At 59.1% G+C, this 14,758-nt stretch carries 13 protein-coding genes and 1 riboswitch; of the genes, 9 read left to right on the top strand and 4 right to left on the bottom strand.

From position 1 onward, the window contains the following. Window positions 1-52: 52 nt before the first annotated feature. From lpcA to I6L44_RS10235, 3 genes are all read left to right on the top strand, one after another. On the top strand, window positions 53-631 hold the full coding sequence (lpcA, locus tag I6L44_RS10245) for a D-sedoheptulose 7-phosphate isomerase (RefSeq protein WP_005353517.1): 579 nt from the start codon (window positions 53-55) through the stop codon (window positions 629-631). 164 nt (window positions 632-795) lie between these two features. Further along, entirely contained in the window at window positions 796-1,605 is an 810-nt protein-coding gene (locus tag I6L44_RS10240; RefSeq protein WP_005353514.1) for a class II glutamine amidotransferase, read from the top strand. Between the two features lie 291 nt (window positions 1,606-1,896). Further along, the gene (locus I6L44_RS10235) at window positions 1,897-2,232 is read left to right on the top strand and encodes an Hpt domain-containing protein (RefSeq protein ID WP_005353511.1); all 336 of its coding nucleotides are present in this window, start codon (window positions 1,897-1,899) and stop codon (window positions 2,230-2,232) included. A 39-nt stretch (window positions 2,233-2,271) separates the two neighbouring features. Here the strand turns inward: I6L44_RS10235 and yvcK are convergent, their stop codons facing one another. Beyond that, window positions 2,272-3,186: a uridine diphosphate-N-acetylglucosamine-binding protein YvcK gene (yvcK, locus tag I6L44_RS10230; RefSeq protein WP_216951738.1), complete on the bottom strand. Its 915-nt coding sequence runs from the start codon at window positions 3,184-3,186 to the stop codon at window positions 2,272-2,274. A gap of 113 nt (window positions 3,187-3,299) precedes the next feature. On the opposite strand from yvcK, the gene I6L44_RS10225 reads away from it, so the two are divergent. Together I6L44_RS10225 and I6L44_RS10220 are read left to right on the top strand one after the other, a co-directional pair. Continuing rightward, window positions 3,300-4,484 carry an FIST signal transduction protein gene (locus I6L44_RS10225; protein WP_216951737.1) on the top strand — a complete coding sequence of 395 codons (1,185 nt, stop codon included), beginning with the start codon at window positions 3,300-3,302 and terminating at the stop codon, window positions 4,482-4,484. Window positions 4,485-4,515: 31 nt separating this feature from the next. Further along, complete coding sequence (locus I6L44_RS10220; protein ID WP_216951736.1) at window positions 4,516-6,612, top strand: ATP-binding protein; 2,097 nt, start codon at window positions 4,516-4,518, stop codon at window positions 6,610-6,612. 249 nt (window positions 6,613-6,861) lie between these two features. Here the strand turns inward: I6L44_RS10220 and I6L44_RS10215 are convergent, their stop codons facing one another. The 3 genes from I6L44_RS10215 to narQ all read right to left on the bottom strand — a co-directional run bounded on the left by I6L44_RS10215 (window position 6,862) and on the right by narQ (window position 9,891). Then, complete coding sequence (locus I6L44_RS10215) at window positions 6,862-7,437, bottom strand: LON peptidase substrate-binding domain-containing protein (RefSeq protein ID WP_005334473.1); 576 nt, start codon at window positions 7,435-7,437, stop codon at window positions 6,862-6,864. A 103-nt stretch (window positions 7,438-7,540) separates the two neighbouring features. Next, window positions 7,541-8,179 carry a two-component system response regulator NarL gene (gene narL / locus I6L44_RS10210; RefSeq protein ID WP_005334471.1) on the bottom strand — a complete coding sequence of 213 codons (639 nt, stop codon included), beginning with the start codon at window positions 8,177-8,179 and terminating at the stop codon, window positions 7,541-7,543. After that, window positions 8,179-9,891, bottom strand: coding sequence for a nitrate/nitrite two-component system sensor histidine kinase NarQ (narQ, locus tag I6L44_RS10205; protein WP_201937096.1), 1,713 nt, complete (start codon window positions 9,889-9,891; stop codon window positions 8,179-8,181). The genes narL and narQ overlap by 1 nt, the downstream gene beginning before the upstream one ends. Window positions 9,892-9,969: 78 nt before the next feature. Continuing rightward, a riboswitch (molybdenum cofactor riboswitch) is annotated at window positions 9,970-10,110 on the top strand. On the opposite strand from narQ, the gene moaA reads away from it, so the two are divergent. The 4 genes from moaA to napA all read left to right on the top strand — a co-directional run bounded on the left by moaA (window position 10,098) and on the right by napA (window position 14,749). Beyond that, window positions 10,098-11,093 (top strand): GTP 3',8-cyclase MoaA, encoded by a 996-nt coding sequence (gene moaA, locus I6L44_RS10200; protein WP_041202199.1) that lies wholly within the window; start codon window positions 10,098-10,100, stop codon window positions 11,091-11,093. It overlaps the preceding riboswitch by 13 nt. 238 nt (window positions 11,094-11,331) lie before the next feature. Further along, window positions 11,332-11,874, top strand: coding sequence for a ferredoxin-type protein NapF (gene napF / locus I6L44_RS10195; RefSeq protein WP_139410607.1), 543 nt, complete (start codon window positions 11,332-11,334; stop codon window positions 11,872-11,874). Window positions 11,875-11,903: 29 nt separating this feature from the next. Further along, on the top strand, window positions 11,904-12,158 hold the full coding sequence (locus tag I6L44_RS10190) for a chaperone NapD (protein ID WP_031227438.1): 255 nt from the start codon (window positions 11,904-11,906) through the stop codon (window positions 12,156-12,158). Window positions 12,159-12,259: 101 nt separating this feature from the next. Further along, a complete protein-coding gene (gene napA / locus I6L44_RS10185) occupies window positions 12,260-14,749 on the top strand; it encodes a nitrate reductase catalytic subunit NapA (protein ID WP_047438503.1) in 2,490 nt (829 codons plus the stop codon). Window positions 14,750-14,758 lie beyond the last annotated feature (9 nt).

The following is a 14,758-nucleotide window of genomic DNA, read 5'->3' as shown; positions in this document are numbered from 1 at the left end:
TGCGAGAATAGCCGCGATCTACACGCACACTAAAAACAGTGGAAGAGACATCATGTACCAAGAATTGATCCGCAATGAACTGACCGAAGCTGCCAGCGTGCTGCAGGCCTTCCTGGCTGATGAGCAGAACCTGAAAAACATCGAAGCGGCCGCCAAACTGCTGGCTGACTCTTTCAAGGAAGAGGGCAAGGTGCTCTCCTGTGGCAACGGTGGCTCCCACTGTGACGCCATGCACTTCGCCGAAGAGCTGACCGGTCGTTACCGCGAGAACCGCCCGGGTTATGCCGGTATCGCCATCTCCGATCCGAGCCACCTCTCCTGCGTCTCCAACGACTTTGGCTATGACTATGTATTCTCCCGCTACGTAGAAGCGGTCGGCCGCCGTGGCGACGTGCTGCTTGGCATCTCCACCAGCGGCAACTCCGGCAATATCTTGAAAGCCATCGAGGCTGCCCGCGCCAAAGGGATGAAAGTGATCGCCCTGACCGGCAAGGATGGCGGCAAGATGGCGGGTCTGGCGGATGTCGAGATCCGCGTGCCGCACTTTGGCTATGCCGACCGTATTCAGGAAGTGCACATCAAGGTGATCCACATCCTGATCCAGCTGGTCGAAAAAGAGATGGTCAAGTAATCAGGCCATAACTACCAGATAAGGGCTGCGCCGGTAGCATGGTTCGCCATCTGCCGGTTGTTGCCAGTCACAGGGGAAGGGATTGCGCCTTCCCCTGCTGTCTGTCGAACCAGCGTGCTGGTCGAACATGACACAAGCCAAATCATGAAAGGAGTCTGCCGGATATGTGCGAACTGCTCGGCATGAGTGCCAATGTGCCGACCGATATCTGCTTCAGCTTTACCGGGTTGATGCTGCGCGGCGGCAAGACCGGGCCCCACAAGGATGGCTGGGGGATCACCTTTTACGAAGGGAAGGGCTTTCGCACCTTCAAGGATCCCGAGCCCAGCGCCCAATCTCCCATCGCCAGACTGGTACAAGCGCTGCCCATCAAGAGCTGCGCCGTAGTCAGCCACATTCGGCAAGCCAACCGTGGCTGCGTGTCGCTGGAAAATACCCACCCCTTTACCCGTGAGCTGTGGGGCCGTTACTGGACCTTCGCCCACAACGGTCAGTTGACCGGCTACAAGAAGCTGCCAACCGGTCGCCACCGGCCGGTGGGGGATACCGACAGCGAGCACGCCTTCTGCTGGCTGCTCGATCGGCTGGAGCAAAAATATCCCAAGCGTCCGGCCAACTTTCCCGCCATGTTTCGCTATCTCGCTACCCTGTGTGACGAGCTCAGAGCGTTCGGAGTGTTCAACATGCTGCTCTCGGACGGGGAGTATGTGATGAGCTACTGCAGCAACAACCTGCACTGGCTGACCCGCTGTGCGCCCTTTGGCGAGGCGAGCCTGCTGGATGAGGAGGTGGTGATCGACTTTCAAAGGGAGACCACCCCCAACGATGTAGTCACCCTGATCACCACCCGTCCGCTGACCGGCAATGAGAATTGGGTCAAAATGGCGCCCGGTGAATTCAATCTGTTTCGCATGGGGGAGCGGGTGGCGACCAACCAGGTCGCGCTTGAGCAAGATAAAAAAATACCAGGGTAGATACCTACCCTGGTTCTTCGCAGCAGCCATAAAAGGCAAAAGGGATGAGAGGTGTTGCTGAGCATCATCACTCTGACGGCATTGAGTGTTGATCAATTGTTAATCTGTGGCAATCAAGTTGTTGTCTTGACGTGCATTTCAGCATCGCTATTTCGATACTGATCACATTTTTTGCCACTTTATTCCCTGAGCCATCCAATCGGGTGCTTCATCACTGCCTGGCCGTGAGCCACGACATCGAAAACTATCTATAGTATGGTCTGTTTGAATACCGTTCAGGAGGAGCCTCGCATGGAGTGGGTGGATCGCAAGGTGTTGCAGCAGCTGGCAGAGGATATCGGTCCGGATATGCTGCCCGTGGTCATCGCAGTCTTTATTGAAGAGGTGGGCGAGCAGCTGAGTCAGCTCAGACCCCTCTATGAACAGGGAGAGTGGGAGGCGCTGGCTCGGGTGGCGCACAGCATGAAATCATCCTGTGGCAGCTATGGCGCCATGCCGAGTTATCAGCAGGTGATGGCACTTGAGATGGCCAGCAAGCAGGCCGATGTGGCAGAGGCAGAGCGCCAGTTGCAACTGTTGGAGGCCTCCTTGCCCCAAGTGCTCGCGTTTCTTGCCGATTATCAGTAACGGCGCCATGCAGGGGGGCCGGGGCGCAGTGACCGTTGCCTAACGCTGGTTGAGCAGTTGCTGGATGATCCGGTCCAGCGCCAGTTTAAGCTTCAATCGATCGTGCCGATGGGGCAGCTCAAGCTCGCCCAGCTCGGCTTCGATCACACGCCCTTGCCAGCCCCCCGCATCACTCGAGCCCTGTGGGGCCAGGATGGCATCCAGCCGACCCTGACCGACCCGGGATTCCAGCCAGCGACACTGACTCATCAGATCCAGCTGGCTGGCAGGGCCGTTTTCCGCCACCAGATTACAGACGAAAACCAGCATGGCGCTGCTCTCGTTGATGGCCTGGGCGATCTCGGCCAGCAGCAATGGCGGCATGATGGAGGTGAGGAAACTGCCCGGCCCCAGAATGATCATGTCCGCCTGCTGCAATGCCAGCACCGCTTCGCGGGTCGCTTGCACCTCCGGCATCAGGCCGAGGGAGAGGGGTGGTGTTGCCAGTTGATCGATGGATACCTCTCCCAGGATCTGGGTGCCACACTCCATATGGGCGCAGAGATCGGTGGGAAATTCAGACATGGGTAGCAATTGTGACTCTATTTTGAGCATGTCACTGATCAGCTTGATAGCATCAAGAGGACGGACACAGAGATTATCGAGCGCCAGCAGCATCAGGTTGCCAAGGTTGTGGCCCGCCAGCTCGCCTTTGCCGGCAAAGCGGTATTCGAACAACAGGCTGCCGATGCTGGGATCGGTGACCAGCTGGTTCAGGCAGTTGCGCAGATCGCCCCAGGCGATGCACTCCTGACTCTTGCGCAGGCGTCCGGTCGAGCCGCCATCATCTGTGGTGGTGACGATGCCGGTGAGCCGTTGACCGAGAAACGAGAGGGACGAAAGCACTCGTCCCATGCCATGGCCACCACCGATGGCAACGACCCGATCGAAGTCATTGATGTTTTTTTGCCACATATGGGCGTCCTGTCATTGGTCTCAGTTGACCGCTATGTTAGCAAGCGAAGCGAGATAATTGTTTGATAAAGGTATGATTTTTGCTTGAGGCTGCCATTCGATAAAACAAGGAGATGGTGTTGAAATTTCTGACCGTTCACTCCCTCGCCCAGAATTCATCGCTGGCGGCCCAAGATATCTGCGCGCAGCTGCGCCACCATGCCGATCAGGCCCCCTCCCTGCTGTTGCTCTATTTTACCCAAGCCCATGAGGGGGCGATACTGCGCGACGCGCTCAAATGCCAGTTCCCGACGACCCGCCTGCTTGGGTGCAGCTCTTGCGGTGGTGTCATGACCGATATGGGACACCACGCCCGAGACGGATATGGGCTGGCGGTTGCTGCTCTGTACGATGAGAAAGGGGCATTCGGGGTAGCCGGTGCCAGCGGTGACGGGGTGGATGTGCGGCAGTTGCTGCGCCGAGCCATGAGCGACTGTGGTCGACCGGGCGAGCTGCCCCAGCTGATCCTGTTTCATGCCAGTCCCGGCAAGGAGGAGGGGCTGCTGGCCGGTATCGAGGCCGAACTCGGTGCCTCGGTGCCGGTGGTCGGTGGATCCGCGGCTGATAGTAGCGTCAGCGGTGACTGGCAGCTCTGCTGGGATGAGGCGGTGAGTCAGGATGGCATCGGTCTGGCGGTGCTCTATCCCGATTGCCAGCTGGCTTTTCAGTTTCACTCCGGTTATGTGCCTGCCGAATTCAGTGGTGAGATCACCGCCTGCAACGGGCGAGAGGTACTCACCATCGATCACCAGCCTGCTGCCGAGGTCTATGCCCGCTGGTGCGGGCGCGAGCAGCCCTGGCCGGTGGGAGCGATTTTGCGGGAGACCACGCTCACCCCGCTGGCCCGTCAGGTGGGAGCGCTGGATGGCATTCCTTACTACAAACTCTCCCACCCCGAAGCTGTGACCGAACAGGGCGGGCTGCGGCTCTTTACCGATGTGGTGCAAGGGGAGCGTCTGCTGTTGATGTACAGCAGTCAGGAAGGGTTGCTGCAGCGCAGCCTCAATGCCATGCGTATCGAGCCAGGGTATGGGGTCGACGTGGAATTGCAGCCCATCGGCGCGCTCATCATCTTTTGTGCTGGTTGTCGTTTGGCGCTAGGTGATATGTTGTGCCAATTTGTCGAGCAGAGCCAGGCTCGCCTCGGCAAGATCCCCTTTATCACCCCCTTTACCTTCGGCGAGCAGGGGCGGCTGCCCAATGGCGAGCTGGCCCACGGCAACCTGATGGTATCGAGCGTGATTTTCCTGACCCGTTGAGTCGGCAGAACATAACAGAGCAGGCAACAAGATGATTGGCAACAGTGAACTGGAAGCCCTCGGCGACAAATTGCAGACCACGCTGGTCGACCTTATGCGTTGCCGCGAGCGCGAGGCCAAGTATCGCCACGAGTCTCAGACTCTGCTGGGGGGCGTTGCCACCCTCGCCGATGCCAAGACGCTGGAGCAGGTGCTGGAGAGCCTTATCCAGGTGCTTAAACCCTTTATCGGCTTTGAGCACGCGGATGTAGTGGCCTGGGAAGGGGAGCAGGGGAGTACCCACCTCAGTACCGAGCCAATGCTATCAGCCCGCAGCTGGCGCATGACCCCGGCATTTGCCCGCGCCATTTCGGGTGAAACCTTGGTGATTTACGATCCCGCCCAGCTGCCTGAGCTTGCGCCGCTGGCGAGCGAGCCGGGCTGGGCCAGCGTGATGCTGACCGGGCTGCAGGCCCCCGGCTTTACCGCTACCCTCATCTGCCGCCACGCTCGGGCGGGCACCTTCGATCTCACCAGCAAGGCCGCCATGGAGCGTTGCCGCCCGCTTATCGCCCAGGCGCTGGTCAACATCACCTATCGGGCCCGCTTGCAGGAGCAGGTCGCGGTAAAAACCGAAGCGCTGCAGGCCAGCGAACGCCGTTTTCGCAGCTTCGCCGCCATGGCTTCAGACTGGTTCTGGGAGACAGATGCCGAGCATCGCCTTAGTTACGCCTCAGAGCCGGGTTATCTGGATGAGATGACCCCGCAGGCGACCCGGCCGACCCTCTATGACTACGTCTGCAACAAGCAGAGCTGCGATGCCCAGAAATACCTGCAGCTTTTGGCGCTGCGCCAGCCGGTGCGAGGGGTGCGGATGCAGGTTGCGCTGCAACACGGCCCCTGCTGGATGGAGGTGAGCGCTGAGCCCTGCTTTGACCATGATGGCCTGTTTATCGGTTATCGCGGCACTGCCCGGGATATCAGCAACCAGATCCGCCGGGAAGAGGAGCTGGCGAGGGCACGGGATGAGGCCGAAGCGGCCAACCGTGCCAAGTCCCAGTTTCTCGCCATGATGACCCACGAGATCCGCTCGCCCATGAATGCGGTGTTGGGGATGCTCGATCTGGTGCAGCATGCCGAGCTGGCGCCGGAGCAACAGAGCCTGCTGCACCATGCCACCCATTCGGCCAGGTTGCTGCAAACCATCATCGACGACGTGCTCGATTTTTCGAAAATCGAGTCGCAAACCCTGGTGTTTCACTGCGAGACCCTGCAACCCGTCCAGCTTTGCCAATCCCTGGTCGAGCCGCTGCAAACCCGTGCCACCGCCAAGGGGATCGCGCTGGTTTATCGGGTCGATGAGTCTGTGCCCCGGGAGTTGCAGGGGGATCCGATGCGTTTGTCACAGGTGATGGGCAATTTGCTGGACAACGCCCTCAAATTTACCGAGCAGGGGCAGGTGACACTGCACCTGGGTTGGCAGGATGAGAAGCTGCTGATCTCGGTCTCCGACACCGGGATCGGGATCGCCGATGCTGATCAGGCGCTGCTGTTTGAACCCTTCTCCCAGGTCGACAACTCGGCCACCCGGCGTTTTTCCGGTACCGGCCTCGGTCTTGCCATCAGCAAGCGTCTGGTGACGCTTATGGGGGGAGAGATCCACCTGAAGAGCGAGCCGGGCAAGGGAAGCTGTTTCTGGTTCGAACTGCCCGGCATGGCGCTACCCTGCCATAGCCAGCCGCAGCGGGAGGAGGGGGCTTCGGCACTGCTGCCACTGGATGTGCTGGTGGTGGAGGACAGCCCGGTGAACCAGTTGGTGGTGTCGCTGATGCTGCAAAAACTGGTGGGCAAGGTACGGCTGGCAGCCAATGGTCTGGAGGCTCTGGCGCAGGTGGATGAGCAGCTCCCGGATCTGATCCTGATGGATATGCGGATGCCCCTGATGGACGGACTGGAAGCCACCCGGCGCTTGCGTGAGTTGGGATGCACTATGCCAATCGTTGCCCTGACGGCCAATGCGATGGCGGAGGACAAGGCCTGCTGTCTGGCGCAGGGGATGGATGACTTTCTCGCCAAGCCCATCACCTTGTCACGGTTGAGAGAGTGTTTGCAGCGTCACTTTGGTCAGCGGTTGCCGACGCGCGGATAAAAAAAATGGTCAACTTTGTGGGTTGACCAGTTCTTCAGCAAATACTGAAGAGAGCACGGGATAAATCGGGTTGTATCAATCTATATGAAAAATCTGTGCCAACTTTTTTGGGACTCTTTTGTGTTCAATCTTGGCCGTTTAGCGCAGCGGCTCTCTCTTGTTATGGCGTTTTGCGTTCCTACTCACTCGCAAAATGCGAATTTCACATTTTCATTGTTGGAATAATTGCATTTTGCAATGCTGTTTTTGTCATTGTGAAATCAGGCGATGCAGAAATTTACGGGCCGCTTCGCTGTTTTGTTTGGCAATCAGCATCTGCTTTTCATAAATCGGCATCGGCAATATCTCGAGCCATCGTTGGCAGAGCCAGGCGGCATCTTCAAAGCGCTTGTCCGGATAGAGCTCATCAAGCTCCGGATACTGCTCGAATACTTCCCGCAGGCGATTGACCAGCAGCTTGTCGTTGAAATCGGAGTGGGTGCTCGGCCAGTTGGGCAGCATCTCCACCTTGGCCCGGCGCAGGCCCATCTCGTCTGTTTCCATCTCGTGGATACAGAAGCGCTCCAGTCCCAACACCGTCACACCCAGCAGGCCATCATTGAGGGTATAGAAGTCGGTCACCTTGACCCGGGTGCCCACCGGCAGAATGCGGCCGGATTGTCCCGAGGTGGTCGACTCTTCCATCACGATGCCAAAGCCCTGATCGTTGATGAATGACTCCTTGAGCATCTGCAGGTGGCGTGGCTCGAACAGACGCAGAGGAAGCTTGCCGCCCGGCAGTATGTGGGAAGGCAAGGGGAACAGTGCCAAAGGTTGTAGTTTCATGTTCCATCCTCCATTGAGTAGTTGCTGAATATGACAATGCAGCGACTGTGCCAGAGAATGAAAAAAGCCACCGGAGGGTGGCTTTTCGGGCGGTTGAGAGCGCTTAGTTGCGCTGCTCCAGATACATGACAGCCGCTTCCACGCGGCTTTGCGCCTCGAGTTTCTTCAGCAGGCTCTTCACGTGAACCTTGACCGTTCCCTCGGAGATATGGAGTACCGAGGCGACCTGTTTGTTGGAGAGGCCTTTTGCAATTTCGCGCAGGATTTGCATTTCGCGACGCGTTAAGCTTTCCAGCTTCTGCTGCAGGTGATCCAGCTCGTAGATGTTTTCGAGATAGGGGCGCAGCGGTTCGCTCAGGATCTGCTTGCCGGTCATCACGTCGGCCAGCTGGGCCAGCAGCAGATCAGGCTCGGTATCCTTGAGCAGGTAGCCGTCGGCACCGGCCTTGAGCAAAGCCACCACATCCTGACGGGCATCGGAGACGGTGAGGATCACTACCCGGGAGGTGATCTCCTCGGCGCGCAGCGCCTTGAGGGTATCGAGGCCGGAGAGCCCCTTCATGTTGAGATCGAGCAGGATCAGATCCGGCTCGGACTCTTTGGCCAGCGCCACGGCATCTGTGCCGTTGGAGGCTTCACCGGTCACCTCCATGTTCTCTTCCAGAGCCAGCAGCTGCACAATCCCTTTGCGCATGAGGGGATGGTCATCTACGACCAGAACTGTGTATTTCATCTCGTCCATCAGGCGTCTCTCGTTAGACTGGTGGGAAAGGTCAGATGCACGCAGGTGCCTTGTGGTTGCTGCTCGTTGATGGTCAGCAGACCGTGCAGTTTGCTGGCGCGCTCGTTCATGATGCTCAACCCGTAATGGTTGATCGCCGAGCTGGCGAGTCCGATCCCGACACCGTCATCTGAAATCTGAACCTCAATGTTACCACTGGCGAGGGTCTCACAGCTAACATCAATCACTTGCGCGTTGGCATGTTTGATGGCATTGAGCACTGCCTCACGGATCAACTGCAAAATGTGGATATGCTGGCCCGCCTCCAAGTCGTTGTCGGCCAGTCCGTAATGGAACCGGATTTCGGCCTGGGTCTGAGGCTGCAGTTGATCAAGCATGACGCGGATCGCTTCCCCCAGATTGGCATCGCCAATGGTGAGACGGAAGGTACCGAGCAGTTCGCGCAACTGGGTATAGGCATTGCTAAGCCCCTCGTCGATCTGCTGCATCGCCTCCTGCGCCTTGTCATGCTGCCCCTTGGCGTAAGAGCGCTTGAGCAGGGTGGACTGGATCTTGAGATAGGAGAGGGCTTGCGCCAGCGAGTCGTGCAGCTCGCGGGCGATCACCGCCCGCTCCTCCATCAGCAGCAGTCGCTGCTGTTGCAGCAGGGTCTGGTCTTTGTGCAGCACCTGAGCCAGCAGCATGGTGAAGTTTTTAATCAACCGCTCATCGATGGGGTGCTGGCTGATGATGTCGAGGCGGCCGAACTCCTGCTCATCCATCTGCAGATAAAAGCTGGCGACCGCATCGAGATCGCCGGGCCAGCCGGTGCGTCCCGAGATGTAGACCGGCATGGCGTTGTGTTCGAAGCGGGTCAGCCGGATATGGTCGATATGCTGGTGGGCGGCGGCGCGGTCCAGCAGTTTGATGAGGGTACGGGTACTGAGCGGGGCGGCGTGCAGCTTCTGGGCGGTCGAGTAGAGAAACGAGAGGGTGTCGTTGGCCTGTTGCAGCTTGGCGGTTTTCTCTTCCACCTTGTTTTCCAGCTCCCGATAGAGTTTGCCCAGCTCATCGGCCATGGTGACGAAGGCGCGCGATAGCTCCCCCAGTTCGTTTTCGCCGTGGGCGGGCAGCTTAAGATCGAAATCCTGCCGCTGGATCTGGCGGGCACAGTAGACCAGCTGGTTGAGGGGGGCGACCACCTGCTGACGGGTGAAGCGCACCGTGAACCAGGCGATGGTGATGATGGCCAGCAGGCCGAGCCCCTCCGCAAGCGCCAGCATCCGCACCTTGAATTCCACGTGGTACTGCATCTGATTGACGAAATTGTCGATGGCCGCCACAAACTGCTCGGTGTTATCGGTGTACCGTCTGGGGGTACGATCCTCGATGTGCTGGCGCATCACCTGCCACTGGCCGAGCACCTCGCCATAGGTGCGACGCAGGGAGGCAGGAGTGATCCAGCGCTGGGTCTCCTGCAGCTCTTCGGCGTGCAGGGTCTCTTCAAACTGGGAGAGGCGCCCCAGCACGCTGTCGCCCCGCTCGATTTCGTAGGCCATCCGGTAGGCCTGCATCCGCAGCGAACCGGAGAGGTTGATCGCCTTGGCATCGGGTACCGAGTAGAAGAGGGTGACCATGGCGACCAGCGCGATCAGGCTGGCCATGAAGAGGATCAACACCATGGCGCGGCCAATGGCACTGCTGACCGAATGGACCCTGAACCGTTTTCCCATACTGATGCGCACCTCTGAATAGTGATAAGGACCCCGCAAGATGCGTGGGAGTGTACTCCAACTTGTGTTAGCATCGAAAAACTAGATGAACTCCGAGCGGTTTTGCCTAAGTCCTAGCGATAGGGGAAAACCAGCCGTCAGCCGACGTTCGAGCTGTAAGGGTCAGGAAAGAAATGCCCTGGCCTCCCGTATTTGGAAAGGTGTTTATGTTGCCACTTGAAGATGGTTTTTCCCGTCGTTTTTACTATTTGCGTCTGTCAGTGACCGATGTGTGCAATTTCCGTTGCACCTATTGCCTGCCTGACGGTTATCGTCCCCCGGAAGGTCACAAAGCGGGGCGTCAACCCTTTCTCTCGATTGACGAGATCCGCCGCGTGGTCAGCGGTTTTGCCGCCATGGGTACTCGCAAGGTGCGCATCACGGGGGGCGAGCCCTCCCTGCGCCGCGATTTCACCGAGATCGTCAAGGTGATTGCCACCACCCCGGGTATCGAGAAGGTCGCCATGACTACCAACGGCTATCGCCTCAAGGAGCGGGCTCAGGAGTGGTTTGATGCCGGACTCAACGCGCTGAATGTCAGTGTCGACAGTCTCGACCCGCGCCAGTTTCACCAGATCACCGGTGAGAACAAGCTGGCCGAGGTGATGGAGGGGATCGAAGCAGCACTGGCCGCCGGTTTCAAATCGGTGAAGATCAATGCTGTGCTGCTCAAGGGGCTCAACGACTACCAGCTCGATGCCTTTCTGGGCTGGATCAGGCACAAGCCCATCGAGCTGCGCTTTATCGAGCTGATGCAGACCGGCGAGATGGATACCCTGTTTCGTGACCACCATGTCAGCGGGGAGCAGATCAAACAGCGCTTGCTGGAGAGTGGCTGGGTGCAGCAGTTGCGGGGCACGGATGACGGTCCGGCGCAGGTCTTTATGCACCCCGATTCGCAGGGCGGGGTGGGGCTTATCATGCCCTACAGCAAGGATTTCTGTGCCGGTTGCAACCGGCTGCGGGTCTCCTCGCTGGGTAAGCTGCATCTGTGCCTGTTTGGCGACAACGGCATCGACTTGCGGGATCTGCTCGGCGCAGATGGGCAATCTGATGAGCTGCAACAGCGTATTCGCGCGGCACTGGCGGGCAAGAGTGCCACCCATCGTCTCCATGAGGGCAATGCCGGTATCACCCCTCATCTCGCCTCGATCGGCGGATAACCGCAAAAATCGCCAACGATTAAATAGCAATCCTCACATGGAGGTATTTTAACCGACACCTCCTTTTTTATTGCGCTGCAAGGCTTTGATCTGGCGCAAGAATCCCCCCTGTTTATCTCCCTGGTGGTATATCCCTTACCTTGTCAGGGCCGCAATATACACCCACTCTTATAATTGGTATCAAGAATGCCAATCATGGACTCGCACTGTCCCCTTTTTCACCAGAACAGGAGTCAACATGCCGGATGAGATCGATCTTGCCCGCCGCGGCCTGTTCCGGGGGCGGCTGAGAACCGCCGAACCGCCGGTGCAGTTGCCCTGGTCAGTCAACTGGTCGGCATTTGTCGCCGACTGTACCCGCTGCGGGGACTGTCTGGCCGCCTGTCCGGAGCAGATCCTGGTGAATGGCGAGGGCGGTTTTCCGGTGGTCGATTTCCAGCGTGGCGAATGCACCTTCTGCACCGAGTGCGTCACGGTCTGCAAGGTGCCGCTGTTTCGCCCGACCAGCGAGTCCCCCTGGCACTACAAGGCCCATATCGAGGCCAACTGTCTGGCCAATGGTCAGGTGTTTTGCCAGCGCTGTCAGGACAGCTGCGAGCCCAATGCCATTCGCTTTATTCCGGTGCTGGGGCGTGTGCCCACCCCGACGGTCGAGCCGGATCGCTGTAATGGCTGCGGCGCCTGCGTGCAGGATTGTCCGGTTGGCAGCATCAAGGTCGATGGGCGAGCCGCCCCATCCGGTGTTACGAGCCAGTCCACCCTCAAGCAGGAGTCAGAATGAGTCAGAAGCCGTGTGACACAGAAGCCACAATGGATCAGGAGTTCCATGTATCGAGTCTGGTGGTGCTGACCCAGCCCCCCTTGCGCCATCAGCTCGCCGAGCAGATTGGCGCCCTTGAAGGGGCCGAGATCCACGCCGTCAGTGACGAGGGCAAGCTGGTCGTGACCCTGGAAGGTCCGAGCCAGCGGCCGATCATGGCGGCCATTGATGCGATACAGGCGATGCCGGGTGTGCTATCTGCCGCCCTGATTTACCACCAGTTCGATGAACTGGGCGGTCACTGAAAAGAGTGATGGGATGCCGGGCGTGCCCTCTGCCGCTGATGGCTGGCTCCCGTTCGACAGATTCGACAACTATTACGCGATAAGCAATGTGAGGATATGCCATGAAGCTGAGTCGACGCGACTTTATGAAGGCCAACGCGGTGGCAGCTGCCGCTGCCGTGGCCGGTGTCAGTGCCCCCACGCTGGCAGCCAATCTCATCACCAGTACCGACAAGACGGCCATCCATTGGGATAAGGCTCCCTGCCGCTTCTGCGGTACCGGCTGCTCCGTGCTGGTAGGCTCTCAGGATGGTCGGGTCGTGGCGACTCAGGGCGACCCCGATGCACCGGTCAACCGTGGCCTCAACTGCATCAAGGGCTACTTCCTCTCCAAGATCATGTACGGCCAGGATCGGCTGACCCAGCCGATGCTGCGGATGAAGAACGGCCAGTTCGATAAGGATGGCGACTTTGCCCCCATCAGCTGGGATCAGGCGTTCGACATCATGGCCGAGAAGTTCAAGGCAACTCTGAAAGAGAAGGGGCCGACCGCTGTCGGCATGTTCGGCTCCGGCCAGTGGACCGTCTGGGAAGGTTACGCTGCCGCCAAGCTGATGAAGGCTGGTTTCCGCTCTAACAACATCGACCCCAATGCCCGTCACTGCATGGCCTCTGCGGTCGTTGGCTTCATGCGTACTTTCGGTATGGATGAGCCGATGGGCTGTTACGACGATATCGAGCAGGCCGATGCGTTCGTGCTGTGGGGCTCCAACATGGCCGAGATGCACCCCATCCTCTGGTCGCGGATGTCCGATCGCCGTCTCTCCAACCCGGATGTGCAGGTGCACGTGCTCTCGACCTTCGAGCACCGCAGCTTCGAGCTGGCGGACAACGGCATGGTGTTCACCCCGCAGACCGATCTGGCGATCCTCAACTATGTTGCCAACTACATCATCCAGAACGACAAGGTGAACTGGGACTTCGTCAACAAGCACACCGTGTTCAAGAAGGGGGTCACCGATATCGGTTACGGCCTGCGCCCGACCGATCCGCTGCAGCAGAAAGCGAAGAACCCGGACAGCGGCGATGCCACGCCGATGACCTTCGAGGAGTTTGCCAAGTTCGTGGCGGATTACGATGTGGAGTCGGTCTCCAAGCTCTCCGGCGTCTCCAAAGAGAAGCTGGAAAAGCTGGCCAAGCTCTATGCCGATCCGAGCAAGAAGGTGGTCTCTTACTGGACCATGGGCTTCAACCAGCATACCCGTGGCGTCTGGGCCAACAACCTCTGCTACAACATCCACCTGCTGACCGGCAAAATCTCCGAGCCGGGCAATGGTCCTTTCTCACTGACCGGCCAGCCCTCTGCCTGTGGCACCGCGCGTGAAGTGGGTACCTTTGCCCACCGTCTGCCTGCCGACATGGTGGTGACCGAGCCCAAGCACCGCGCCATTGCCGAGCAGATCTGGAAACTGCCGGAGGGGACCATTCCCGACAAGGTGGGTTTCCACGCCGTGCTGCAGGATCGCATGCTCAAAGATGGCAAGCTCAACGCCTACTGGGTGATGTGCAACAACAACATGCAGGCCGGCCCCAACATGAATACCGATCGCCTGCCTGGCTATCGCGACCCGCGCAACTTCATCGTGGTCTCCGACCCTTACCCTACCGTCACTGCCCAGGCCGCTGACCTCATTCTGCCCACCGCCATGTGGGTGGAGAAAGAGGGGGCCTATGGCAACGCCGAGCGCCGCACCCAGTTCTGGCACCAGCAGGTGAAAGCGCCGGAAGGGGCCAAGTCCGACTTGTGGCAGCTGATGGAGTTCTCCAAGCGCTTCAAAGTCGAGGAAGTGTGGCCGGCTGAACTGATTGCCAAGATGCCGGAAGTGAAGGGTAAAACCCTGTTTGATGTGCTCTATGCCAACGGTCAGGTCAACCAGTTCCCGAAAGAGCAGAGCAAGGGGATGCTGAACGACGAAGCCGAGCACTTCGGGTTCTACGTCCAGAAGGGCTTGTTCGAGGAGTACGCCACCTTCGGTCGTGGCCACGGTCACGATCTGGCACCGTTCGATCAGTACCACGAAGCGCGCGGTCTGCGCTGGCCTGTGGTAGATGGCAAAGAGACCCTGTGGCGCTATCGCGAAGGGTTTGACCCCTATGTGAAAGCGGGCGAGGGGGTGCGTTTTTATGGCAAGCCCGATGGCAAGGCGGTCATCTTCGCCCTGCCGTTCGAGCCCGCTGCCGAGTCGCCGGATAAAGAGTACGATCTGTGGCTCTCCACCGGCCGCGTGCTGGAGCACTGGCACACCGGCACCATGACCCGTCGGGTGCCCGAGCTCTATCGCGCCTTCCCGGATGCGGTGCTCTTCATGCACCCGGATGATGCCAAGGCTCGCGGCGTGCGTCGTGGTGAAGAGGTGATCGTCTCCTCCCGCCGTGGCGAGGTGAAGACCCGGGTCGAGACCCGTGGTCGCAACCGTCCGCCGAAAGGACTGGTCTTCATGCCCTTCTTTGATGCGAGCCAGCTGGTCAACAAGCTGACCCTGGACGCCACCGATCCGCTCTCGAAAGAGACCGATTACAAGAAGTGCGCCGTCAAGGTGATGAAGGCTTAAGGCGGGGGA

The sequence above is a fragment of the Aeromonas sp. FDAARGOS 1414 genome (genome assembly GCF_019047065.1).
Taxonomy (GTDB): Bacteria; Pseudomonadota; Gammaproteobacteria; order Enterobacterales; family Aeromonadaceae; genus Aeromonas; species Aeromonas veronii_A.
This window is presented reverse-complemented; position numbering and strand designations above follow the sequence as displayed.

Bases quoted from the DNA above. Each gene is read 5' to 3' on its own strand.
- napA (WP_047438503.1), top strand. From the start codon at position 12,260: ATGAAGCTGAGTCGACGCGACTTTATGAAGGCCAACGCGGTGGCAGCT.
- moaA (WP_041202199.1), top strand. From the start codon at position 10,098: ATGTTGCCACTTGAAGATGGTTTTTCCCGTCGTTTTTACTATTTGCGT.
- I6L44_RS10240 (WP_005353514.1), top strand. From the start codon at position 796: ATGTGCGAACTGCTCGGCATGAGTGCCAATGTGCCGACCGATATCTGC.
- lpcA (WP_005353517.1), top strand. From the start codon at position 53: ATGTACCAAGAATTGATCCGCAATGAACTGACCGAAGCTGCCAGCGTG.
- I6L44_RS10190 (WP_031227438.1), top strand. From the start codon at position 11,904: ATGGATCAGGAGTTCCATGTATCGAGTCTGGTGGTGCTGACCCAGCCC.
- narQ (WP_201937096.1), bottom strand. From the start codon at position 9,891: ATGGGAAAACGGTTCAGGGTCCATTCGGTCAGCAGTGCCATTGGCCGC.
- narL (WP_005334471.1), bottom strand. From the start codon at position 8,179: ATGGACGAGATGAAATACACAGTTCTGGTCGTAGATGACCATCCCCTC.
- yvcK (WP_216951738.1), bottom strand. From the start codon at position 3,186: ATGTGGCAAAAAAACATCAATGACTTCGATCGGGTCGTTGCCATCGGT.
- I6L44_RS10220 (WP_216951736.1), top strand. From the start codon at position 4,516: ATGATTGGCAACAGTGAACTGGAAGCCCTCGGCGACAAATTGCAGACC.
- I6L44_RS10225 (WP_216951737.1), top strand. From the start codon at position 3,300: ATGGTGTTGAAATTTCTGACCGTTCACTCCCTCGCCCAGAATTCATCG.
- napF (WP_139410607.1), top strand. From the start codon at position 11,332: ATGCCGGATGAGATCGATCTTGCCCGCCGCGGCCTGTTCCGGGGGCGG.
- I6L44_RS10215 (WP_005334473.1), bottom strand. From the start codon at position 7,437: ATGAAACTACAACCTTTGGCACTGTTCCCCTTGCCTTCCCACATACTG.
- I6L44_RS10235 (WP_005353511.1), top strand. From the start codon at position 1,897: ATGGAGTGGGTGGATCGCAAGGTGTTGCAGCAGCTGGCAGAGGATATC.